This window comes from Paenibacillus swuensis (genome assembly GCF_001644605.1).
In the GTDB taxonomy this organism is placed as follows: domain Bacteria; phylum Bacillota; class Bacilli; order Paenibacillales; family DY6; genus Paenibacillus_N; species Paenibacillus_N swuensis.
On the sequence record NZ_CP011388.1, the window covers coordinates 1798378 to 1819503 of the forward strand.

The 21126-nt window shown below is 51.8% G+C and carries 22 protein-coding genes, 1 pseudogene and 1 riboswitch; of the genes and pseudogenes, 4 read left to right on the top strand and 19 right to left on the bottom strand.

All coding sequences use genetic code 11. From position 1 onward, the window contains the following. Window positions 1-62: 62 nt before the first annotated feature. The 7 genes and pseudogenes from rsgA to SY83_RS07860 all read right to left on the bottom strand — a co-directional run bounded on the left by rsgA (window position 63) and on the right by SY83_RS07860 (window position 5597). Complete coding sequence (gene rsgA / locus SY83_RS07835) at window positions 63-1133, bottom strand: ribosome small subunit-dependent GTPase A (protein WP_068605734.1); 1071 nt, start codon at window positions 1131-1133, stop codon at window positions 63-65. Further along, window positions 1124-1303: a hypothetical protein gene (locus SY83_RS07840; protein ID WP_068605735.1), complete on the bottom strand. Its 180-nt coding sequence runs from the start codon at window positions 1301-1303 to the stop codon at window positions 1124-1126. Before SY83_RS07840 ends, rsgA begins: the two co-directional genes overlap by 10 nt. A gap of 92 nt (window positions 1304-1395) precedes the next feature. Beyond that, window positions 1396-1665: pseudogene (locus tag SY83_RS07845) on the bottom strand (CD3324 family protein); the annotation flags it as partial. Beyond that, window positions 1628-1795 (bottom strand): hypothetical protein, encoded by a 168-nt coding sequence (locus SY83_RS23050; protein WP_157279819.1) that lies wholly within the window; start codon window positions 1793-1795, stop codon window positions 1628-1630. The pseudogene SY83_RS07845 and the gene SY83_RS23050, both read right to left, overlap by 38 nt. Window positions 1796-2359: 564 nt before the next feature. Next, complete coding sequence (locus SY83_RS07850) at window positions 2360-3271, bottom strand: ABC transporter permease (protein WP_068605736.1); 912 nt, start codon at window positions 3269-3271, stop codon at window positions 2360-2362. After that, window positions 3268-4167, bottom strand: a complete 900-nt coding sequence (locus SY83_RS07855; RefSeq protein WP_197479994.1) for an ABC transporter permease subunit — start codon at window positions 4165-4167, stop codon at window positions 3268-3270. The genes SY83_RS07850 and SY83_RS07855 overlap by 4 nt, the downstream gene beginning before the upstream one ends. Before the next feature lie 110 nt (window positions 4168-4277). Beyond that, window positions 4278-5597, bottom strand: coding sequence for a VWA domain-containing protein (locus SY83_RS07860; protein ID WP_068605738.1), 1320 nt, complete (start codon window positions 5595-5597; stop codon window positions 4278-4280). Between the two features lie 181 nt (window positions 5598-5778). Between SY83_RS07860 and SY83_RS07865 the strand changes: the two genes are divergently transcribed. Both SY83_RS07865 and purT read left to right on the top strand, forming a co-directional pair. Next, the gene (locus SY83_RS07865) at window positions 5779-6099 is read left to right on the top strand and encodes a hypothetical protein (protein ID WP_068605739.1); all 321 of its coding nucleotides are present in this window, start codon (window positions 5779-5781) and stop codon (window positions 6097-6099) included. Between the two features lie 657 nt (window positions 6100-6756). Then, window positions 6757-7938, top strand: a complete 1182-nt coding sequence (gene purT, locus SY83_RS07870) for a formate-dependent phosphoribosylglycinamide formyltransferase (RefSeq protein WP_068605740.1) — start codon at window positions 6757-6759, stop codon at window positions 7936-7938. Window positions 7939-8046: 108 nt separating this feature from the next. Here the strand turns inward: purT and SY83_RS07875 are convergent, their stop codons facing one another. The 8 genes from SY83_RS07875 to SY83_RS07910 all read right to left on the bottom strand — a co-directional run bounded on the left by SY83_RS07875 (window position 8047) and on the right by SY83_RS07910 (window position 15027). Continuing rightward, window positions 8047-8589, bottom strand: coding sequence for a hypothetical protein (locus SY83_RS07875; RefSeq protein ID WP_068605741.1), 543 nt, complete (start codon window positions 8587-8589; stop codon window positions 8047-8049). A gap of 18 nt (window positions 8590-8607) precedes the next feature. Then, entirely contained in the window at window positions 8608-10203 is a 1596-nt protein-coding gene (gene cbiQ / locus SY83_RS22670) for a cobalt ECF transporter T component CbiQ (protein ID WP_082882389.1), read from the bottom strand. Continuing rightward, window positions 10172-10543, bottom strand: coding sequence for a PDGLE domain-containing protein (locus SY83_RS07885; RefSeq protein WP_082882390.1), 372 nt, complete (start codon window positions 10541-10543; stop codon window positions 10172-10174). Before SY83_RS07885 ends, cbiQ begins: the two co-directional genes overlap by 32 nt. Continuing rightward, window positions 10540-11169 (bottom strand): energy-coupling factor ABC transporter permease, encoded by a 630-nt coding sequence (locus SY83_RS07890; RefSeq protein WP_068605742.1) that lies wholly within the window; start codon window positions 11167-11169, stop codon window positions 10540-10542. The genes SY83_RS07885 and SY83_RS07890 overlap by 4 nt, the downstream gene beginning before the upstream one ends. 3 nt (window positions 11170-11172) lie before the next feature. Further along, entirely contained in the window at window positions 11173-12321 is a 1149-nt protein-coding gene (locus SY83_RS07895) for an agmatinase family protein (protein WP_068605743.1), read from the bottom strand. A 30-nt stretch (window positions 12322-12351) separates the two neighbouring features. Beyond that, entirely contained in the window at window positions 12352-13143 is a 792-nt protein-coding gene (locus tag SY83_RS07900) for an ABC transporter ATP-binding protein (RefSeq protein ID WP_068605744.1), read from the bottom strand. Between the two features lie 21 nt (window positions 13144-13164). After that, on the bottom strand, window positions 13165-13950 hold the full coding sequence (locus SY83_RS07905; RefSeq protein ID WP_068610983.1) for an ABC transporter permease: 786 nt from the start codon (window positions 13948-13950) through the stop codon (window positions 13165-13167). A gap of 75 nt (window positions 13951-14025) precedes the next feature. Next, window positions 14026-15027 (bottom strand): ABC transporter substrate-binding protein, encoded by a 1002-nt coding sequence (locus tag SY83_RS07910; protein ID WP_068605745.1) that lies wholly within the window; start codon window positions 15025-15027, stop codon window positions 14026-14028. Window positions 15028-15077: 50 nt separating this feature from the next. Next, a riboswitch (guanidine-I (ykkC/yxkD leader) is annotated at window positions 15078-15191 on the bottom strand. Between the two features lie 288 nt (window positions 15192-15479). Here SY83_RS07910 and SY83_RS07915 point away from each other — a divergent pair. Beyond that, window positions 15480-16043, top strand: a complete 564-nt coding sequence (locus tag SY83_RS07915) for a LemA family protein (protein ID WP_068605746.1) — start codon at window positions 15480-15482, stop codon at window positions 16041-16043. A 5-nt stretch (window positions 16044-16048) separates the two neighbouring features. Next, complete coding sequence (locus SY83_RS07920) at window positions 16049-16831, top strand: TPM domain-containing protein (protein ID WP_068605747.1); 783 nt, start codon at window positions 16049-16051, stop codon at window positions 16829-16831. Between the two features lie 73 nt (window positions 16832-16904). On the opposite strand, the gene SY83_RS07925 is transcribed toward SY83_RS07920, so the two are convergent. The 4 genes from SY83_RS07925 to urtC all read right to left on the bottom strand — a co-directional run bounded on the left by SY83_RS07925 (window position 16905) and on the right by urtC (window position 21112). Then, a complete protein-coding gene (locus SY83_RS07925; protein WP_068605748.1) occupies window positions 16905-18332 on the bottom strand; it encodes a serine hydrolase domain-containing protein in 1428 nt (475 codons plus the stop codon). Window positions 18333-18508: 176 nt separating this feature from the next. Then, window positions 18509-19207, bottom strand: a complete 699-nt coding sequence (urtE, locus tag SY83_RS07930) for an urea ABC transporter ATP-binding subunit UrtE (protein ID WP_068605749.1) — start codon at window positions 19205-19207, stop codon at window positions 18509-18511. Further along, window positions 19194-20006, bottom strand: a complete 813-nt coding sequence (urtD, locus tag SY83_RS07935) for an urea ABC transporter ATP-binding protein UrtD (RefSeq protein WP_068605750.1) — start codon at window positions 20004-20006, stop codon at window positions 19194-19196. The genes urtE and urtD overlap by 14 nt, the downstream gene beginning before the upstream one ends. After that, on the bottom strand, window positions 20003-21112 hold the full coding sequence (gene urtC / locus SY83_RS07940) for an urea ABC transporter permease subunit UrtC (protein ID WP_407944627.1): 1110 nt from the start codon (window positions 21110-21112) through the stop codon (window positions 20003-20005). The genes urtD and urtC overlap by 4 nt, the downstream gene beginning before the upstream one ends. Window positions 21113-21126: the final 14 nt, after the last annotated feature.

Consider the following 21126-nt stretch of genomic DNA (forward strand, 5'->3'; position numbering starts at 1 on the left):
AAAAACACCGATCCCCGGCACGGCGCCCCCCAGGCGTCCGCGTTCCGAAGATGCGGTGTTCTTTATTTGCGGTTAACACGGTTCCTGTTGGAGGAAGTCAACTTCTTCCACCGCTCCTTCTGCTGCAGACGCAGCTTGACGTCGTCCTTGGCCGCAAGAAACGCCAGCTCGCGCTGCGTCTTCTTGTAGCTCTCGTACCGCTCGGCGCGCAGCGCGCCGCCAAGCAACCCCTCGCGCACCGCGCAGCCCGGCTCGCGCTCGTGGCGGCAGTCCGCGAACTTGCAGCCCGCGGCAAGCTCCTCAATCTCGGCGAACGTGTCGCCGAGACCTTCATCCGCATGCCAGAGCTGCAGTTCGCGCATGCCCGGCGTATCGACGAGAAGGCCGCCGCCCGGCATAACGAACAGCTCGCGGTACGTCGTCGTGTGACGGCCGCGGTCGTCGCCTTCGCGGATGCCTTGCACTTCCTGCACCGGCTCGCCTAATAGCAGATTGATCAGCGTCGATTTCCCGGCGCCCGATGAACCCAGCAGCGCAACCGTCCGGCCGGGGCTCACATAAGGCGTTAACGCCTCGATCCCCTCCTGGTTCCACGCGCTGACCACGTGCACCGGCACGCCGATCGCCACGGCTTCCACTTCCGCGGCCCGCTCGGTGGCCTCTTCGCATAGATCGGCTTTGCTGAGCACGATGACCGGGCTCGCGCCGCTTTCCCACGCAAGGATCAGGTACCGTTCAATCCGCCGGAGGTTAAAATCGTTATTGAGCGCGTTCACCAGGAACACGGTGTCCACGTTGGACGCCACGATCTGTTCCTCGGTCGTATTGCCGGCCGCCTTGCGCGAGAATTTGCTGAACCGCGGCAGGATGCCGTGGATGGTCGCTTTGCCTTCAGACGCCCGTGCTTCAAGCAACACGAAGTCCCCGACGGCCGGGTAATCCTCGCGCCCCGATGCTTCATGACGGAGCTTGCCGGACACCTCTCCCAGCAAATCGCCTTCCTCCGTCATGACCCTATACATATGCTTGTGTTCAAGAGACACGCGGCCGAGCGTGTAACGTTCCGCATAGGGTGCGAACGGCTCTTGCCAACGTTCATGCCAGCCCAAAGTCTGAAGAGAAGTTACCTGCATAGCAGCACCCCCGCATCAACAGCCCGTGAACGCCATTTGTTCTCTTCGTATTCCTCATCAACGCCGAAGCGCTTGCCCATTCCCGATTGAACCGCATAGCGCAGTCCATCCCTGTTCCATATCGAGGCGTGTTCACTCATCGGAACAAATAACAGCATTAAGATCTGCATAGTTCCACCCCCCGGGATGAAACTGAGGCTTGTTCCGCTTTGGTCCGTCCCTCGGCGGATTTCCCGCCGCCGGAACCTTCGCGATTACCGATCAGATCGCGTGTCTTCATAATGATTTTGCGAATACTGTCCTGCGACAGATGGTATTTCACGATCAATTCCCGCACGGGCATGCCGTCTTTATACAGACTGTAAATCTCGTAATTACGTTCCTGGATCACCATCCGAGTGCCGTTATTCTCGCCCCAGCCTGCGCGTTTCTGTTCCTTCTTCGGAATGTATATTAATTCGCCTTGAATGTATTCTTGTAATTCCTTCAGCAATCTAGCCGGAAGAATCTGCTTCCCGTTCTTGTAACTCATTGTATATTTCCTCCCTGTTATGTGGGTTCATTTGTCCTAATTCACCTGTCATCTTTACTCCTGTACCTGCTTCTCTACCTGTCATCCGCGCCTTGCCTGCTGCATTTCCCGTAAATTTAATTGTATTCATATTTCATTACCTCTCTTTCGTAGAATGGGTTTTGTTTCTTGGATTTCGTTTTCATGTTCATCATTAGGGCCTAAAAATACAAATTCCCCCTGACATACCGTCCAGGAGGAACTGAAAAAGGGTATAAAAAAACACGATATACATATCGCGCGCCCTTGGGTAAAACTTCAGTTGGTTTAAAACGGAAGACGGCTATTTAGAGAGATATTCAGTTGTCAAGCACCTCAGTAATGGCTACAGCGGTATCAACAGTTGTTATCATTGTAAAAGTCATGATCATCATCTCTCCTTTCGCCTGTTATGTATTTCAAATCTATTCCAATAATATCTGATGGGTGTGGGCTGTGGCAACCCTTTTTTTCAAAATATAGGGAGGGGACCAGAACATCCCCTCCGCAGAACGATTTTCGCGGGTTAGGCGAAAATCACCTCATGCTTTGTAATCAACTCGATCACTCCTTTCCTCGAGATTCAGCCGGCCGGCTAAGTTCATTACAACATATCTGCTGAGCGGTCACAAGGGAAAGAACGTTTTAAATTATTTTTACCATAGGTCAACATCCACTACAACTGGCTCACCTTATGATATCTGTTGCGGAACGACTGCTCCATCCCCTTGGAAACACAGAAAAATCCGAAAATCAGCGTGACGTATCCCAGCATCGGGTATAAGAAGATCCAGTCCCGCGGTCCGATGGCGCCTTTGGCGTTGCCGACCATGCCGGCCCATTCATGGGTGAGGGAGGTGAACAGAACCGGATCCCGCTGCATCAGCGTGCCTCCAACAAAAATGTGGAAGATCCCTAATTGTCCAAACACCGTTAAAGTCAATATGAGTTCATGGAGAAACAGAATCAGCAAACTTTCTTTCATTTGGGGCAAAATATGATATCTTAGCGTACGCATATCCCCCGCTCCCAAAGCTACCGAAGCCAATACGTACTGTTGCTCTTGAATCTGGCGCGTCTTGTTCGCGGTACTCGAAATAATCGCGGGCAAACCGAGCAGAACCAGAACAACCCCCAGCAGAACCGTCAGGGTCAACGGAGATAAGGTTGAATTGATGCTCAAGCCGTACATCATGAAGAGGACGACCACAAACATCGGGATTCCGCTTAGCAGATTACCTTCCGTACGGGCACGCTGCTTTCCTTTACGATAATAGCCCCATATCATGCCCAAACCCGCGCCCACAACCACTCGGAACAAAGCCACGATGAAGGCGGCTGCCAAGGTATATTTGGCGCCGTGCATCATCAGGGTAAGGATGTCGTATCCGAACACATCGGTACCGAACCAATAAGTCCGATCGGGCGGCAACGGCGGCGCCACGTACTGCTGTTCTCCCGCACCGTCGGTAACAAACCCCGGCGTCACATGGTGTTCAAGGTCAAACGGCGCCAGCAGAGGACCAAAGATCGCAATGACCGTGATGAATCCCACAATGATCAAGCCTGTTACATTCCATCGGTTCATCGTTTAGCCCCCTTTTCCAGCGCATAAAGAAACAACCTGCTCATCCAGAGCACGATTCCGTACAAAATCATAAATACAAGAAGAGCGTTCAAAACAAGCGGAAACTGATACCCGGACAGCACGCCGGACGATACCTCAACACGCTCAAAACCGCTGGACAGCATCAGCTTCGTAATGCCATGCACGTTGTAGAAATATTCTACGATAAAGAGGTTGCTCATAATAATCCCCAAAAATTTAGGCAAGTCCGCTTTCAAGTAAGGAATTACGTTAGGAAGCATATGTTTGAGCAAAATGTAGCCGCGGCTAAATCCTTTTGCCTTCACCGTCCGAATATAATCCGCTGTAAGCGCGTCGTCGATATGAACAGACAAATTGCGCAGCACATAGAAGGTGGGCACAAGCACCATGGAAAGAAGCGGCAGCGCCACCGCGGGCTCGTCAGACATGAACGTGGCAATCCGCGCAAGCAGGATCCCTGTCGACTTGTAGAAGAGCACCACAAAGAGTTGAAGCATAATCATGATGACGAAATCCGGGATGATTACCAGCATATCAAGCGTATTACGGACTTTACGATACTTGTACAACGATAATGCGAGAAGGAGGCCAAGGGACAGGCTCCCGAGCGCCGCGATGCTGACATAGAAGAAGGACGGCCACCAGTAGGAACCCAGCTGTTCTGCCAAAGAATGCTCCGTTCGGCCGGTGTAGAACCGAAACGAGGACCCATCGGACAACCCTGAGAAATAGTGCTGAATCTGGAGATAAGCTTCTTCCCATTGTAGGGACAACTGCCCTTCTTTCGCCTGCAAAAGGATCGGAAAACTCGCAAACAGAAAAGCCCCTGCCAGGGAAAGCAGCAAAGGCCCGATGACATAAAAACGGTTACGCATGAGGAAATCACCTGCTATTTCATATGTTAAGAAGTACATATTCGACATGAAATTCCTATTTCCTGCGATAAATGTAATTTGGGTAATGTTTCCGGTTCGGTTCAGTGCTGTTACTGTACGTAACTGTTCACAATATCAACCAGCATGTCATTAAGATACTCCACCTGATACTCTCCCACCTCGGCCTCTTTATGATCGCCGCCTATACCGCTATGGTCGGTAAGAAACACATAAGTTCCGCCTGTGAAGATAGCGAATGTGCGCAGGACATATTCCGTGTTTTGGTCAATTCCGCTGGACACTACGGGGATGATCCGAATGCCTTTTTCGGCCGCGTCTCGGATGGTGCGCTGCAGATCCTTCAGAACATCAGGTTTATGTCTGGGCGGGGCGTCCAACACAAGGAACATAATCCTTGCGCGGGCTTTCGTGCTCCAGTCATGTTCGTTGACGGCATTGTCCAGCGCCAGCTCCACCGCTTCCGGGTAGTCCCCGCCTCCGCCGGCGCTTTCCGCCCTTAGCTGGTCAACGGCATCGGCTGCGTTTCGTGTAAACGGAAAATCTTTCACCGTATATTCGTCTTCCTCGTCTTTGTAGAAATTCGCGCTGATCCTTAAACTCAGTTTCTGATTATTGTCTTGATCCACGCGCTCCATAACGTTTTGAAGCTCCGCTTCCAGGTAGTTCATCTCATCACCCATGGAGCCGGTTGTGTCCACGACAAACATGACATCGACCGCTTCCGTCTCTTCGGATGCTGAGCGCATCTCAATCTTCAAGGGCTTGGAGCGTTCGAATTCAGCATTCTCCACAATGCGTTGATCTTGTCCGGATTGTACAACTACCCGGAACGGACCTTGCTCCTGTTGACGGAATGCGCCGGCAAACAATTCGGCCATGCCTTGCCGATCGGTTCTTGCCGTCCATAACGAATCCCCGTCTGCGTTCATCAACTCCACCTTGGCGTCGGAAACCGGCTTTTGATTGAAATGTACTTGTACGGTGAGACGCTCCTGGGTGTACAGTTGCCAATATTGCTCCGCGTCTGCCCAATCCTGTTCCTGTAACAGCAGGCTCCAGCGTTTCCATTCGTTTAAATCATTCCATTGGCCAGCGGTTAATTGTCCTGCTTGAATGTCTTTGGTTTGCGCGGAGCCCCTAGTAGATTTTTTCTCTTTGTGCTTACTGTTTCCGGAATCTTCCTTCTCCGCCGTTACGCTCCCGCCCCCTGCAGCAGGCTCTTCACTGCCGGCCGCCGTGTCTCCGCTGTCCGTAGTTGATGTGTTCTCATTGGCGGACGGAGAACTTTCTTCTGTGTTGCCGTTCTGTTGCTTGCTGCTGTCATTCGATGGATTGCCGTTGTTACTGCATGCGGTGACCATCGTAATTAGCAAGATGACGCACACCCACCATAAAACTCTTTTGAACATAGCCATAGTCCCCCTTTAGTTCGCTCTGCCTTCCAGACGTATCCAGAAATGGAGAAGTTGCAAGTTTTACAAACTAGATGGATATTTTTTCAAAAGTCGGATTTGCTTTGCTTTGCAAGGATTTTGACGGATGATGTAGAATGAAACTATAGTTGCAGTTTGCAATAAGGAGTGGGCACTTGTGGAGACGTACGAAATTGTTTATATGGAAATGTTGAACAAAGGGAACATGGATGTGCTTGATTTCTTCAAAGCGGAGCTGATCGTGGTCGAGGAACTTGGGACGCGGAATTGGTATGTGGATGTGAGCGGCATTCGCGACAGACCTTTGCTGGACCGGTATAGCTACAGTGATGACATTCGTGTGGAGTTAAAGCTGAGGACTGCTGACGGGGACGAGCTTACAGGCGACGGATACTTTCATCCGAAACTGGCCGCATTGGGCGCGGCTATTCGCGGGGACGGCAGACTGAACGGATACGATACGGGGGAACAGGCTTAGTCGCGGGTGCCGGCAACGGACCGGGGTAATGCTTCGTCACCGCTGATGCCGGCTTATCCCTTTCGATCATGTTGGGTGTATTCTTGGTCACCGCTGATGCTGGCTTATCCCTTTCAATCAGTTGGGTGTATTCTTGGTCACTGTTGATACTGGCTTATCCCTTTCGATCAGGTTGGCTGGATGCTCGGTCATCGCTGATGCTAGCTTATCCCATTCAATCAGGTTGGGTGTATTCTTGGTCAACGCTGATGCTGGCTTATCCCTTTCAATCAGTTGGGTGTATTCTTGGTCACCGCTGATGCTGGCTTATCCCTTTCGATCAGGTTGGGTGTATTCTTGGTCAACGCTGATGCTGGCTTATCCCTTTCGATCAGGTCACCCTTGGATTTATTGAAATTAGGGGCAATTTCGGGTGCTGAGGCAATGGGATAACCCCGCAATGGTGAATAAACAGACATTATCCGGTCGAATTCATTAAAGCATAAAGGGTTTTATTGTAAAAATAGTTTCACAGTGAAATCACCGAAAAAGGATTAAATTGTAAAATTAAACCACAAAATCACTCATACTGAGTCAATGGGATAACCCAGCATTGAGACAATTAACAACACAATACAAATACATAACGGCGTTAAGCCGACTGGGAGGAAACCTTCAATGAGTTATGGATCACCGCTAGGACACTACGCAAGAAAGATTATGTTATTGGGTGCCGGCGAACTGGGCAAGGAAGTCATTCTTGAAGCACAGCGGTTAGGCGTCGAGACGATCGCGGTGGATCGATACGCGAACGCGCCGGCCATGCAGGTGGCGCACAGATCGCATGTGATCAACATGCTGGACGGCGAGCAGCTGCGCAATGTGATTGAACTAGAACGGCCGGATCTAATCGTGCCGGAAATTGAAGCGATTGCGACAGCGACGTTGCAAGAGCTGGAAGGTGAAGGCTTCCGCATCATCCCGACAGCACGCGCTTCGCGCCTGACGATGGATCGCGAGGGCATTCGCCGTCTCGCGGCTGAAACGTTAGGCTTGCCAACCGCGAAGTATGAGTTTGCCGACTCCCTGGAGGAGTTGAAGCAAGCGGTGGAGAAGATGGGTACGCCTTGCGTAATCAAGCCCATCATGAGCTCCTCCGGCAAAGGTCAGAGCGTATGCCGTGCTTTTGAAGAAGCCGAAGCGTGCTGGGAACTGGCGATGGAAGGCGGACGCGCGAAGAAAACACGAGTAATCGTGGAGGAGTTTATCCGTTTTGACAGCGAGATTACGTTGTTGACCGTGCGGTCTGTGAGCGGCACGACGTTCTGCGCACCGATCGGACATATTCAGAAGGACGGCGATTATATCGAATCGTGGCAGCCTCATCAAATGACCGAGGCGCAATTGCTGGAAGCTCAGAATATTGCCAAGACCGTAACCGATGAACTTGGCGGATACGGCCTGTACGGTGTTGAGCTGTTCTTAACGGGAAACGGTGTGTACTTCAGCGAAGTGTCGCCGCGCCCGCACGACACCGGGCTGGTTACGCTGGTGACGCAAGATCTTTCCGAGTTCGCGTTGCATGTGCGCGCGATTCTCGGGTTTCCGGTCACCGGCGTGCGCCTGCTGACGCCGGGTGCGACGCACACGTTGAAAGCGGATCGCGATACAACCCAGTTCAAGATCGGCGGCGTCGAGGAAGCTTTGGCGGTGGACAACACGCAAGTTCGCGTGTTTGGTAAGCCGGAGACGAAGGTCGGCCGCCGCATGGCTGTCGCGTTGAGCTCAGCCGACACTGTGAAGCAAGCTCGCGAGCTAGCCACAAAAGCCGCATCGGCCTTGCAGGTGGAGTATCTGTAACAGCAAGCAAGCCCCTCATTCCAGCGTAAAGCTGGTTCGAGGGGCTTCTTTGTTGTCCAGGCGAAGGGCGATGACAAATTAATGCCCCCAGGGACATTAATTAATGAGTCATTTTGATATAGAGTTAATTGAGATTAACCATTTGTTGGAGTCTTCTCTTTTATGAATAACAATATCAACTTTAGATCCGGATGCAAGTTCTACAAGAAAACCCTTATTTCCATCTCCATCAACATCATTCCGCTCAAGATATTTGTATTTAACAATTTCACCTTTATTTTTCATCGTCAATAACTCTTCCTGGTAGAAGGATCTAAACTCATCTTCATTAACAAAAGTGGAATAAAAAGGACTGCAAACATCTTCTCTTCCTTTAAGTACGGTTCTTTCAGGCAGTGGTATAGATAAATCTTTTAATTCATGCTCATATTCACATCTAAATTCTTTACTTGGAAAAACAAAGCTCTTCGCAAAATCATTGAACTCTAGATTCCAAAAGTAAAATTGAAACACAATTAGGATAGGTAAAGAAATAGCAATGATATATTTAGTAGTTTTTGTTCTTTTTGTTAAACTAGTAAATACGATGAGCATGATTACTACCAGAATCATAATAATGGAATAGGGTATATACAATACATTTCCAGCCACACCATCATCCCCTGACTGCTACTTCGCTCCCGCTTCCTTCTTCTGCACATCCGAGTTAGCGGCATCCGCCTCCGAGCGCCTCACCATGAGACGCCACATCATCTGCGCCGCCTGCCGCACCGTCTTCGGCCGCGCCGCCGCGCCGTCCACGCCTTCGAGCAGCCGGAACGGCCGCGCGAGACGCGGCAGGTGCAGATCCGCCGACGCAATCACCGCGTCGTCGAAGAGCAGGTCGGTCCCGCCGCTAGCCAGCAGGCGGCCCTCCTTCAGAATGAGCACCTCGTCGGCCCATTCCGCCGCAAAGTCGACGTCATGCGTCGCCACCACGAGCGTAATGCCCATGAGGTGCATCGCCTCCAGCAGCGACTGCAGGTCGTCCCGCCCCTTCGGGTCGAGAAACGCCATCGGCTCATCGAGCACGATGATATCGGGCCGCATGGCCAGCACCCCAGCGATTGCAACGCGGCGCTTCTGACCATAGCTCAGCTCGAACGGCGAGCGCTTGCGAAGCTCGCGCATGCCTACCGAGCCGAGCGCGACCCTCACGCGTTCCTCCACCTCGGCTTCGGACAACCCCTGGCCCCGCGGACCAAAGGCGACGTCCTCCTCCACCGTGGTGGAGAAGATTTGGTCGTCGGGGTCCTGGTACACCACCCCCAGCTTTAACCTCGCCATCTCGCGGTTCTTCGCCGTCAACACTTCGCCGAAGATGGAAACGGTACCGCTGCTCGGCTCTTCCAACCCGTTGAGCAGGGAAATCAATGTGGATTTTCCCGCTCCGTTCGGCCCCATTAAGGCGACTTTCGCGCCTCGCCCAATGGAGAACGAAACTCCATGCAACACCTCAGCATCACCGTAGCGATAACATACATCCTTTAACTCGACCGCCATCCGTCCTCGCCCCCCTTCCTTTCGCAAACCCGCTGCATGATCCGGCACACCTGCGACCTCAAAGCCGCCCCGAGCGGAAATGGAATTGTAGATCCGCCGGCTGCGGCTCAAAGCCCGGATGAACAAGACGCCCAGCAACTGACCAAACCGGCGATAAGTGGCAACCGACCACAACCAGCCTTTCATGTTCAGCCCCCGGGAACGCTGTGCTTTAACCATGCCCTGGACTTCCTCCGTTAACAGAAAGAAGTAACGCAGCATCATCCCGATCAGCTCGACCATGACGGCCGGCACACCGATGGCGCGCAAACTTTTGATCAAATCGAACATAGGGGTTACCGCAACCAAATAAGCAATCAACAGATTCGCATTTACCAATTTCAAAAGGATCAGACCCGATTTGTCCAGCCCTTCCGCCGTTACTCGGAGACCGAACCATCCCGTATACACAACTTCCCCCGCTGTTGAGAAAGGCAGCAGCACCGCTGCCAACCCAAACGGAATCAGCAACAGCAATCGGCTTACAATATACCGCAAAGGTACGTTGCACCACAACATGATAAATAGAAAAATGCCCGCTGTCCAACTAAGGACAGCCAGGCTGTTTACAGAGACGGTCCCGATAAGGAGTCCCATTATAACCAATAATCGATGCGCAGGTTTGGCGATGATCGCCTTTAACCGCTCCGCTTCATTTGGATTTATCGTTATTTTGCCGATCATGGATCATGCCCCGCTTCGCAAGTAAGTAAGTGATTCCATAAAGTACGGATATGACCAGGATGATGCCTAAGACGCCCGCTGTCCCAACTTTGAGGGCATTGGAAGCAAAGCTGCCGGCCTCATAGTCAGGAAAAGGAGACCACTGGAACACGGGCGAAGCTTGATCTGCAAACTGGTGATCTTCCGCGACCCGGTCCAACCCGTCGGGTTTGGAAGAAGCGTACGGCGAGAGCACTCCGGCAATTACAATCGTTCCCGCCACCATGCCGATCCATTTCCATTTACTGCGGGTTAGAGCATATTCGGACTCTTTGTTCCCATCACTTATATGTTGTTTCATGCCGTCACCTCGGATGGAATCGTAATTTTACGTTCAACCAGATAAGCCGCGACCATTGCCGTGATCGCCCCTTCACCAATTCCGATGATACTGTGCCAGCCGACCATTGCGGTAAATACACTGCCGGCGGGGTACCCCGACCAGATGAGCAGCAAGGACACGGACGCGGCGGCCAACACCAGCGAGAACCAGGCCGAGATAAACGTGACCGCAAACCTGAACTTGCCGCCAATCGCACCCATTCCCAACCGGTACATGCCGTACCCGGCGAGCGAACCAATGACACCCGTGCACAATATATTCGCTCCAAGCACCGTGATTCCTCCGTCCTGGAAGAAGAAAGCCTGGATGATCAGCACGGCCGCCATAATGATAATGCCCACAGCCGGACCGAACAGGATCGAAGCCAATGTTCCGCCGAGAAAATGTCCCGAGGTTGCGCCCGCAATCGGAAAGTTGATCATTTGAGCCGCGAAGATGAAGGAGCCTACCAACGCGATGGTGGGTACCTGCTTGCGTGACAGCTCCAGCTTGGATTTGTTCAAGGCGTATCCTAAAGCGCATGCCCCTGCTGCCGTTGTCGTAACCCATGTCTTCGTATCCAAAAACCCGTCAGGTATATGCATGTTTTATTTCCCTCCAATTTTCCCGTTATCGACCATGGTTGCCAGTACATCAAGGACGGCGCGGGTCGCCAACAATGCCGTAGTATCGCTGATATCATAAGCAGGCGCGACTTCAACCACTTCCATGGCGCACAGTCCTTCTTTGGCTACCAGCTGCATCAGCTTCAACGCCTCGCGAGGCAGGAAGCCACCGGGCTCCGGCCAACCTGTACCGGGAACGAAGCCGCAATCGATGGAATCGATATCGAAGCTTAAGTAAACGGCTTTTGCCCCTTTCCACGCCACTTCCAACGCCATCTCCGCCACTTTCTCGATCCCCAGTGTTTCCACATCGTTAATCGTCATTATCGTCGTACCGCGCTCACGGCCAACTTGAACGCCTGCCCGAGGAACCTGCCAGCCGCCGATCCCGATTTGTACCAGATTCACAGCCGGCGCATTCGGAATGTTGGTCGCATGGAACCATGGTGTCGTATGCATACGCTCATCCATATCCTTCTCCTGAATGTCGATATGACGGTCCAAGTGGATAATCCCGATATTACCTTCCACATTCTCGGCCACGCCTCGCACACACGGGTAACCGATGGAATGATCCCCGCCCAGAATAATCGGCATCGTGCCTTTCCCCATAACATGGGATACCGCCTTGGAAATTTGATCAAAGCTCTTCTCAATATTGGCAATCGTGAACACATCGCCGAGATCGCAGATTTTCAGTTGTTCTCTGAGGTCCACGCCCATTTCATAGTTATAAGTTTGGTATAAGGCACTGATTCGTCTGATCGCCTGCGGACCGAAGCGGGTACCCGAGCGATACGTAGTTCCAATGTCAAAAGGCACACCCATAACCGCCACATCATAATCGCCGACTTTGTTGACATCTTCAAGGTAAGGCATCTTCAGGAATGTATTGATTCCGGCATAATGCGGCAGCTCTCCGCGGCTGAATGTGGAAATGGTGCGGTCCCCTATGCTTTCCGCAGCCTCCAGACCCAGCTCCAAATTACGCTTCACCTGCTCTTCATGACGTGCAAAAGATAATGTCGCTTCTTTCTCCGCGGCTTGAATGCCGTGCAAATCTTCCCTGTTGAAACCGGCTTCCTCTCTTGTCTTGCGGTAGTTTAAACCATGATTATCGAAAAATCCCATTCGTATATGCCTCCTAGTATGTAGTTTCCTTTAATGATGCTTGAGCATCGAGGACAGTTTCTTTTTTAGTTGGATAAACTCGAACAGTTCCTTCACATCCTGCGAACGACCCTCCGGCAACGCCACTTGAAAATCACCGGTGATCCGTCCGGGATTCGCTCCCATCACGAGAACACGTTGCGATAGAAAAATCGCTTCGTCAATATCATGGGTGATGAACACAACGGTTGTCTTTTCCTTCACCCATACGTCCAGCAGCATCTCTTGCATCTCCAGCTTGGTTTGGGCGTCTAACGCGCCGAATGGTTCATCCATCAGTAGCACCTTGGGTTTATTAGCCAACGCCCTTGCGATGGCTACCCGCTGCTTCATCCCGCCTGAAAGCTCTTTGGGGAAGGCGTTCGCGAATTTCTCCAGCCGGATGATACGTAAATAGTGGTCGGAGATCCGGCGTCGTTCAAAAATTGTAAGTCCCTTAAGCTTCGGTCCATATTCAATATTCTGGCGAACCGTAAGCCACGGGAATAACGTGTATCCCTGAAATACCATCCCCCGGTCGGCTCCCGGACCCAAGACGGTGTTGCCCTCTACGCTGATTTCTCCGTCCGATGCATCCTCAAGTCCTGCAAGAATGCGCAGCAATGTGGATTTGCCGCAACCGGAAGGACCCAGAATCGAGATAAATTGTTGTTTCGGTACGGTCAGTTCAATTCCCTTCAATGCTTCAAAGGTAGTTTTGCGGGTTTCATACCTTTTGCTCAGCCCAGTTATCAGAATTTGCGGTTGCTCACTAGCTTGCAGGGTAGTTGCGGCATCATTCATGGGGTCACCTCCAGCTTTCTGTTAGGTCCAAGGGAAAAGTCTCTTGTTAAGGAAGGCAAAAATCCGGTCGCTGATTAATCCAAGCAAACCAATGACAATGATGCCGACAAAAATTTGCTCGGTATTCAGAAACCGCTGGGCCTTCATAATGTCATAGCCTAAGCCGCTGCTTGCCGCAACCAGCTCCGCAACCACTAAATACGTCCATGCCCAACCGAGAATGAGCCGGAGCGTGTTCATTAAACCCGGGCGTATGGCAGGAATCAGCACAGTTTCAACAGCCTTCCACCTGCCGGCCCCAAGGGTAAAGGAGGCTTGCAGCAAATCCTTCGAAACTTGGCGTGTAAGGTCGGCTACCATTAATACCAGTTGAAAGAAGCAACCGATGAAGATGAGAAGAATTTTCGCCCATTCGCCGATTCCCGCCCAAACCATAATCAGCGGAATGAAGGCTACCGCAGGCATGTAGCGGATAAACTCCATCGGCGGTTCAATAAAGGCTTCGCCCGCCTTAAACGTCCCCGCCAGTATGCCAAGGGGTATGCCTATGACACAAGCAAGCGTGAACCCGGCGCTTACACGGAGTATACTGATGCCGATGTCTCCCCAGTAAGCTTGTGTGCCGAGTTGCTCAAACAAATGAGTTAACACGGCTAAAGGGGTAGGCAGAAACACCGGGTTCACCCACTCCATATAGCTTAGCAAGGACCATAGAGCCAACAGAATAACAAAAGAAGCTGTTGTAAATCCGAAGAAAGCAAGTGGGGGGAGCGGTTTGAAAATTTGGAAATGGGGCCTTCGCTTCATCGTTGACTTGGGTATGTTTATTTCCGCCGACATTCCGCTTGTGTCTCGTCTAAGTTCCGCTCGCTCCATCCGTCATCACCTCTCTGCCAAGTCTTTTACGAATTTAGGTTCCAGAATTTGATCCACTTCCGGCAAGTCACTAATCATATCCAGGGATTTTAAGAATTCAGCGGTTTTGTTGCCTGTATATTCTAATGATGTGTAGTCCTCTGTTTTCTCGAATGCTTTCAGGTTATCTTCCACAGAGAACATCTTCACGCTGTCTAGCCCCAGCTTGAAATCTTCAGGTGTTGTTTCGGCGCGTTTGGCCATCAACTCAATCGCCTCCTGTTCGTTCTCTTTGAAATATTCCATTGCATCAAACCAGGCATCTACGATTTTCTGTACCTCTTCTCCGCGTTTCTCCGTTACTTCCTTACGGAAAACCAGCAAGTCCGGAATAAGTCCCGGTGTATCTTTGGAGGAGAAGAGCACCTGTCCCTTGCCTTCCTTCACAGCTTTCGTCTGGAAAGGCTCCCAGAGCACCGACGCATCCGTATTCCCGCTGATAAAGGCAGGCCCGGCATCGTTTACGGTCATATTCACATATTTGATATCGGATTCCTTCATGCCGTTCTGATCGAGCGCCGTCAGCAGCAATAGATGGTCAACTGTGCCGAGCTCAGTCGCTACAGTCTTGCCTTTCAGGTCGGCAATGGTCTTGATCTCAGGTTTAGAGACAATCGCATCCCCCCCGTTGGAATTGTCATTCACAAGAACAGCAGATAGTTCAATGCCTTTGGAAGCCGGTGCTAACGTGTCGCTGAGGGTCTGACTGTTCGCATCCACTTTCCCGGTGGACAGCGCTTGTAAGGAGTCGCTATAGACGGGGAACCATTCCAATTTCACGTTCACATCATGTTTCTCGAAGAAACCCTTCTCTTCCACCAGATACCAGAAAAACCACCCCGGCCACGGACTGAGCGCAATCTTGATCGGTTCATCAGTGCCCCCCGCCGTATTTTTCGAATTGCAACCGGAGAGAATTGCCGCCATAAGGATCATTACCGCAAGGCTGAATGTAATCGTCTTTCTCATCTCAACCACTCCCTTATTTCTGTTTATGAATAAAGAAAAGCCGGGGAGAAATCTCCCAGGCTTTTGTCCCTCCGTGTTATATGAACCGCAATAGTTCATACGCCGCCTCTCGGACCAGCTTGAACGCTAACTCAGCGCTCAACGGAACCCTAGACTGCTATTGTTATTCCCTTCTTATCGAAGAAGAACCTCTATGTAGTTATGTAACGTTAGATAACATTTCGTGTTTATAATTTCCTTTATATTAAATGTTGTCGGACTTTTCTGTCAATACTTATGTCAGGTTTTATCACACAAAATAGTTTTGCGTATAGTTTCATGTGTTTTCGCCAAACAATGCTGTAAGAGAGTTTATCATTTTTCCCAATCAAGAACGGATTGTTTGACTTCCCTCCCCACGAGGTAATAGGCTACAACAACATTTATGAGGAAAATAAAGGAGAGTATTATTAATGAAAAATAAAGCGATATGGATCGTTCTGGCCGTTGTTGTTGTATTGGGCTTATTGTTTGTGACGAAATACAACAGCTTGGTTAACGCGGAGGAAAATGTGAATAACAAATGGGCGCAGGTAGATAACCAACTGAAACGCAGAGCCGACTTGATTCCGAATTTGGTGGAGACGGTCAAAGGGTACGCCAAGCAAGAGTTGGAAGCCATTAAGCTGGTAACCGATGCCCGGGCCAAGCTGGCGGGTGCTCGCACCCCGGGTGAAGCAGCGGATGCGAATAACGAACTATCGGGTGCTCTGAGCCGATTGCTGGTAATTACGGAGAATTATCCGAATCTGAAGTCCGATCAGAACTTCCGTCAATTGTCCGATGAGCTTGCGGGAACGGAAAACCGACTCGCTGTGGCGCGCAAAGATTACAATGACGAAGTGACGGTGTTTAACAAGGATATTCGCCGGTTTCCGGGCAGCCTGATTGCGGGAATTCTAGGTTTTGAGAAGAAGGAGTACTTCGAAGTAAGCGAGGCGGAACGCGAAGTGCCTAAAGTCGACTTTGGGAGCTGATGGAAATGAAGCGGATCCGAACAGTTACCGTTAAGTACATTCTAACTTTAGCATTAACCCTCTGTTTCGCTGGTGCGGCCATGGCTGCTCCGCAAATCCCCGACCCGGTCGGGGATATTTACATCCAGGACTTCGCTGGCGTATTGTCTTCTGAGCAAAAGCAGACTCTGACCGCCATCGGACGGAACCTGGAGGATCAGACAGGCGCGCAGATCGGATTGCTGACGGTCCAATCGCTTGAAGGGAACGCGCCGGAAGATTACGCCAACGCGGCGTTTCGCAAATACGCGCTGGGGAACAAAGAGAAGAACAACGGCGTGTTGCTGTTGCTGGCTATGGAAGAGCGCGAAGTTCGCATTGAGGTTGGTTACGGTCTCGAAGGAGCCATCACCGATGGCAGGGCCGGGCAGATTCTCGATACTTACGCTGTACCTTATCTGCGCGAGGGTCAAGCCGGTCAGGCGATGGTGACAACTTATCAGGCGCTCAGCGCTCGTGTGGGGCAGGAATATGGCGTACAGGTCACGCCCGTACCGGAGCAACCCTACACGGGTACCGCTCCCGCCACTGGCGGCTTCCCGCTGGGTTGGGGAATGGTCGGCTTTATCGGGCTGATCATTCTGGACGCCTTCTTCTTTAAAGGCCGTATTATGCGGACACTCTTTATGCTGTTTCTGTTTCGCGGCGGCGGCGGTGGCGGTGGACGCGGCGGCTGGGGCGGCGGAGGCGGTTTCCGCGGCGGCGGGGGTGGAAGTTCCGGCGGCGGCGGCGCGGGCCGGAACTGGTAAGGCGGTGCTCACGCTGACTATGCAAAAAATAACGACACCTATTCCGGTTAACGGAGTAAGTGTCGTTATTTTTTTACACAAGGCGGCTTACCGCCTTCCCTCTTATCGGAACCTCTTCGAGAGGTCCAAACGACACATTGGGCATAATCGAAATTACAATTTCATCCTCGCCGAATTCACATGTGCAGGTCTCAGCCCAGGGCTTTTCCACGTATCTGATTGTAAAGACCAACGATAGTTCGTCGCGCCAAGTGAAACTTCCCTCGATTCGCTGATCCGTATCTTGGTACAACCTAGCGGTGCTGCTTTCCCACGTTTCACGTCCTAACGCGATCCTTTGTTTCCCATATGTATTTGTAATGTTTAGTGTTGCTCTTTCTTCTCCAAATCCAAATTCAATGGATTCAATGCCTCGTTCATTCGGCGTAATTACATACTCGCGATTGCTACACCACTCCTCGGCAGAGGCATTCGGCACTAGTCGAGGCGGCTCCAGCTTCAAGAGCTGAAGTCGGTTGTTTAATTCCGTAAAGTCTACCTCATTCGGCGGCAATGTATCCGTCGTTATTCCCGGAAGCAGCTTCTCCCATATGGCGTTCAGCACCTTGCTCATATCCTGCAAACCTGAAGTTGTCACTACAACCAAATCATGGTCCGGAACAACAACGCAGAATTGCCCGAAGGCGCCGTCGGCGCGATAAGCGTTATGACGGCAACGCCATAATTGATAGCCATAGCCTTGATTCCAATCGTTGTTTACATCCTCACCGTTAGCAATGTGTTTCGCCGATGCTTCTTCCACCCAACCTTGCGGCAGTAACTGAGCGCCTTCCCATTGTCCGTTCTGCAGATAAAGCTGTCCAACCTTGGCGATATCCTCCGTCGTAATGCTCATTCCCCATCCGCCTACGGCGATTCCGGCAGGACAGTTTTCCCATGTAGCATTGTTAATCCCCAGCGGCTTCAACAGCCGCGGCTCCAGGTACGACAACAGGTGCTCCCCCGTAACGCGATGAAGTATCGCGGACAGCATATATGTTGCCGCGCTGTTATATACGAAGCGGGATCCAGGGGCGTGCTCCACATTCGATGCCAAAAATGTACGTACCCACGGAACTTCCTTCTCCAACCAGAACTGGTCTGTCGGTTCCACCTCATGACCCGTGGCCATTGTTAGCAGATGGCGAACTTTCATTGCTTTCAGATGCGGAGATACAACATCAGGTATTTCATCGGGGAAAAAGCCGATTACAGGCGCATCCAGTGATAACAGGCCTTCCGCTGCGGCGAACCCGATGGCGGTGGAAGTGAAGCTTTTGCTTAGCGAAAACAGCATATGCGGATAGTCGGCTTGATAAGGCGACCACCAGCCCTCGGCCGTCACTTGCCCGTGCCGGACAATCATCAGACTGTGAAGCTCCACATCTTGCAAAGCCTCGATCAGATCAAATATGGATCGGGAAGTCATGCCTTGAGCTTCCGGTGTGGATCTCGGCAACATCGTATCATCCTCCTTGGGTGTTTAACCAAATTGTACCAGATAATGTATTGCCTCAGGGAGGGAATTATGTTCTAAATCAATCTTTCATCAATCCAATAGCAAAAGGACCTCAATCTCCACAGAAAAATGGAAATGAAGTCCTTTATCTATGGAGCTGAACTACTGCCCCCTGTTCCTTACAGTGTAATATGTTTCTTCACAATCTCATCACTCAGCGCGCTGATCGGGCCTTCAGCCACGATCGTCCCCTTCTCCATCACATAGAAGTAGTCCGCCACGCTCCGCACAAACTCCAGGCTCTGCTCCACCAGCAGCACGCCCGTGCGGCCTTCCGCCTTGATGCCGCGAATTACATCGCGGATATCTTCCACGATCGAAGGCTGAATGCCTTCGGTCGGCTCGTCGAGCAACAGCACCTCCGGCCGGGAAGCCAACGCCCGGGCAAATGCAAGCTGCTGCTGCTGACCGCCGCTTAAATCGCCGCCGCGGCGTTCATACATCGACGGCAACACAGGAAACTTCTCAATCGCTTCCGCGGGAATATCCCTCGGCGTTTTTCCCGCCACTGCTTCCAAGCCGAGCAGCAGGTTCTCGTACACGGTAAGCTGACCGAAAATCTCTCTCCCCTGCGGCACATAGCCGATGCCCTGCTTAGCCCGCACCCCCGGCGCGCGGCGGGTAAGCTCCCGATCACCATAGGATACAGCTCCTTTACGCGCCTTCAGCAACCCCATAATGCTTTTCATCAACGTCGTCTTCCCGACCCCGTTACGCCCCATCAGGCACACCACCTGACCCGGTTGAACCTTCAGCGACACATCCCGCAGAATGACACTTTCTCCATATCCGGATTCCAGTTTCTCAACTGTGAGCATGCGCATCCCGCCTTTTCCCCAAATAAACCTCGGCCACCCTGTCATCCTGCTGCACTTCTTCCATAGTGCCTTCCTTGAGCAGCTGTCCCTCGTGCATGACCGTAACTTTGCTGGCAAAATTCCGCACGAACTCCATATCATGTTCCACGACTACAACGGTATGTTCATTGGCAATATCGCGCAGCAACTCACCCGTCAAATCCGTTTCCTTGTCCGTCATGCCGGCCACAGGCTCATCGAGAAGCAACACGGACGGTTCCTGCAGGAGCATCATCCCGATCTCAAGCCATTGTTTCTCCCCGTGAGACAAACTTCCTGCCCGCCAGGCGGTCTTGGCCCGAAGTCCGATTCGATCGAGCTGCCGATCGATTCTCTCCTGATCCTCGCCGGTCATCGCCGCGCGCATCGTAGCCCATACCGAACGGTTCTGTTTCATGGCCAGCTCCAGATTCTCGGCTACGCTCAGTCCCGCGAAAACGGACGGAGCTTGAAACTTGCGGCCGATGCCGAGCTCGGCGATTTGATGTTCTTTTTTGCGCGTAATCTCGATATCGCCTTGGAACAGGACCCGCCCGCTAGCAGGACGCGTCTTTCCGCAGATCACATCCAGCATCGTCGTTTTCCCCGCTCCGTTCGGACCGATCAGAAACCGCAGCTCCCCTTGCTGAAGCTTTAGACTCATCCGCTGTACCGCCTTGAACCCGTCGAACTCCACCGTGATGTCTTCACAGGATAAGATTACCTTCGGCTCAGGCACCGCTTTACCAGTTACATTCTCGATCTCCGTTACCGCGTTCATGCATTCTCCTCCTTCCGTTTTCTGCCGCTCACCCAACCGGCCACGGACCGTCGGAATCCGGAAGAGCTTTTCCCGCCGCCGGCTAACAACTCCGGACCCTTAGGAAACAGGCCCAGGATACCTTTAGGCAGGAAGATGACCACCGCCACGAACAACCCTCCGACAAAATACAGCCATACCTCCGGATAGTTTTCACTGAACAAGCTTTTGGCCGTATTCATAAACACCGCGCCGAAGGCCGCGCCTGCAATGGTTCCGCGTCCGCCTACAGCGACCCACAACACCATCTCGATGGACGGTACAATGGCCATCATGGAAGGCGAGATAATGCCGACATGCAGGACGAATAACATGCCCGCGAGCCCGGCCAAGCCTGCCGATATACCGAAAGCGACCATCTGATAAGCAGCCGGATTGTATCCGATAAACCGAACACGGTTCTCACCGTCACGGATCGCCTTCAACACCTTGCCGAAACGGCTCCGCACCAAGGCTTGGCATAGCAGGAACGTCACAACCAGAAACGCCACCGTGACGAAATACAGCACATTCTTCGTGTCTTGCGAAGCAAGCGAGAAGCCGAACAGCGTCTTAAAGCCCGTGACTCCGTTCGTACCGCCGGTGTAGGCTTGCTGACCTACGAATAAAGTAACCGTGATGATGACCAACGCCTGTGTGAGAATTGTGAAATACACCCCGCGGATCCGGTTCCGAAACGTAAAGAACCCAAGCATTAACGCGAGCAGTGCGGGCAGCAAAATCCCCATAGGGAAAGCGAACCAGAAATATTCGAACGGCTTCCAGAACCAAGGGAGCTGCGTTAATCCGCTCCAGTTCATGAAATCAGGCAACTTGCCTCCGCTGGCTTCCAACTTCAGATACATGGCCATCGCATAGGCGCCTATTCCGAAAAACACACCGTGACCCAAGCTCAAAATCCCCGTATACCCCCACAACAAATCCAAACCGATCGCAACGATGGCAAAAGCCAAAAATTTGGCAAGCAAATTTAATCTAAAGTCATTCAAAAATAAAGGAGCGCAGAGCAGAAAAGCACTTGCCGCGCCATAACCGACCAACAATTTCACTCTTGTTACCGAAGACATCTTTAATACGGACA

Coding starts and splice junctions, on each gene's coding strand:
- rsgA (WP_068605734.1), bottom strand. CDS start 1,133: ATGCAGGTAACTTCTCTTCAGACTTTGGGCTGGCATGAACGTTGGCAA.
- SY83_RS07840 (WP_068605735.1), bottom strand. CDS start 1,303: ATGCAGATCTTAATGCTGTTATTTGTTCCGATGAGTGAACACGCCTCG.
- SY83_RS23050 (WP_157279819.1), bottom strand. CDS start 1,795: ATGAATACAATTAAATTTACGGGAAATGCAGCAGGCAAGGCGCGGATG.
- SY83_RS07850 (WP_068605736.1), bottom strand. CDS start 3,271: ATGAACCGATGGAATGTAACAGGCTTGATCATTGTGGGATTCATCACG.
- SY83_RS07855 (WP_197479994.1), bottom strand. CDS start 4,167: ATGCGTAACCGTTTTTATGTCATCGGGCCTTTGCTGCTTTCCCTGGCA.
- SY83_RS07860 (WP_068605738.1), bottom strand. CDS start 5,597: ATGTTCAAAAGAGTTTTATGGTGGGTGTGCGTCATCTTGCTAATTACG.
- purT (WP_068605740.1), top strand. CDS start 6,757: ATGAGTTATGGATCACCGCTAGGACACTACGCAAGAAAGATTATGTTA.
- cbiQ (WP_082882389.1), bottom strand. CDS start 10,203: ATGATCGGCAAAATAACGATAAATCCAAATGAAGCGGAGCGGTTAAAG.
- SY83_RS07885 (WP_082882390.1), bottom strand. CDS start 10,543: ATGAAACAACATATAAGTGATGGGAACAAAGAGTCCGAATATGCTCTA.
- SY83_RS07890 (WP_068605742.1), bottom strand. CDS start 11,169: ATGCATATACCTGACGGGTTTTTGGATACGAAGACATGGGTTACGACA.
- SY83_RS07895 (WP_068605743.1), bottom strand. CDS start 12,321: ATGGGATTTTTCGATAATCATGGTTTAAACTACCGCAAGACAAGAGAG.
- SY83_RS07900 (WP_068605744.1), bottom strand. CDS start 13,143: ATGAATGATGCCGCAACTACCCTGCAAGCTAGTGAGCAACCGCAAATT.
- SY83_RS07905 (WP_068610983.1), bottom strand. CDS start 13,950: ATGAAGCGAAGGCCCCATTTCCAAATTTTCAAACCGCTCCCCCCACTT.
- SY83_RS07910 (WP_068605745.1), bottom strand. CDS start 15,027: ATGAGAAAGACGATTACATTCAGCCTTGCGGTAATGATCCTTATGGCG.
- SY83_RS07915 (WP_068605746.1), top strand. CDS start 15,480: ATGAAAAATAAAGCGATATGGATCGTTCTGGCCGTTGTTGTTGTATTG.
- SY83_RS07920 (WP_068605747.1), top strand. CDS start 16,049: ATGAAGCGGATCCGAACAGTTACCGTTAAGTACATTCTAACTTTAGCA.
- SY83_RS07925 (WP_068605748.1), bottom strand. CDS start 18,332: ATGTTGCCGAGATCCACACCGGAAGCTCAAGGCATGACTTCCCGATCC.
- urtE (WP_068605749.1), bottom strand. CDS start 19,207: ATGCTCACAGTTGAGAAACTGGAATCCGGATATGGAGAAAGTGTCATT.
- urtD (WP_068605750.1), bottom strand. CDS start 20,006: ATGAACGCGGTAACGGAGATCGAGAATGTAACTGGTAAAGCGGTGCCT.
- urtC (WP_407944627.1), bottom strand. CDS start 21,112: ATGTCTTCGGTAACAAGAGTGAAATTGTTGGTCGGTTATGGCGCGGCA.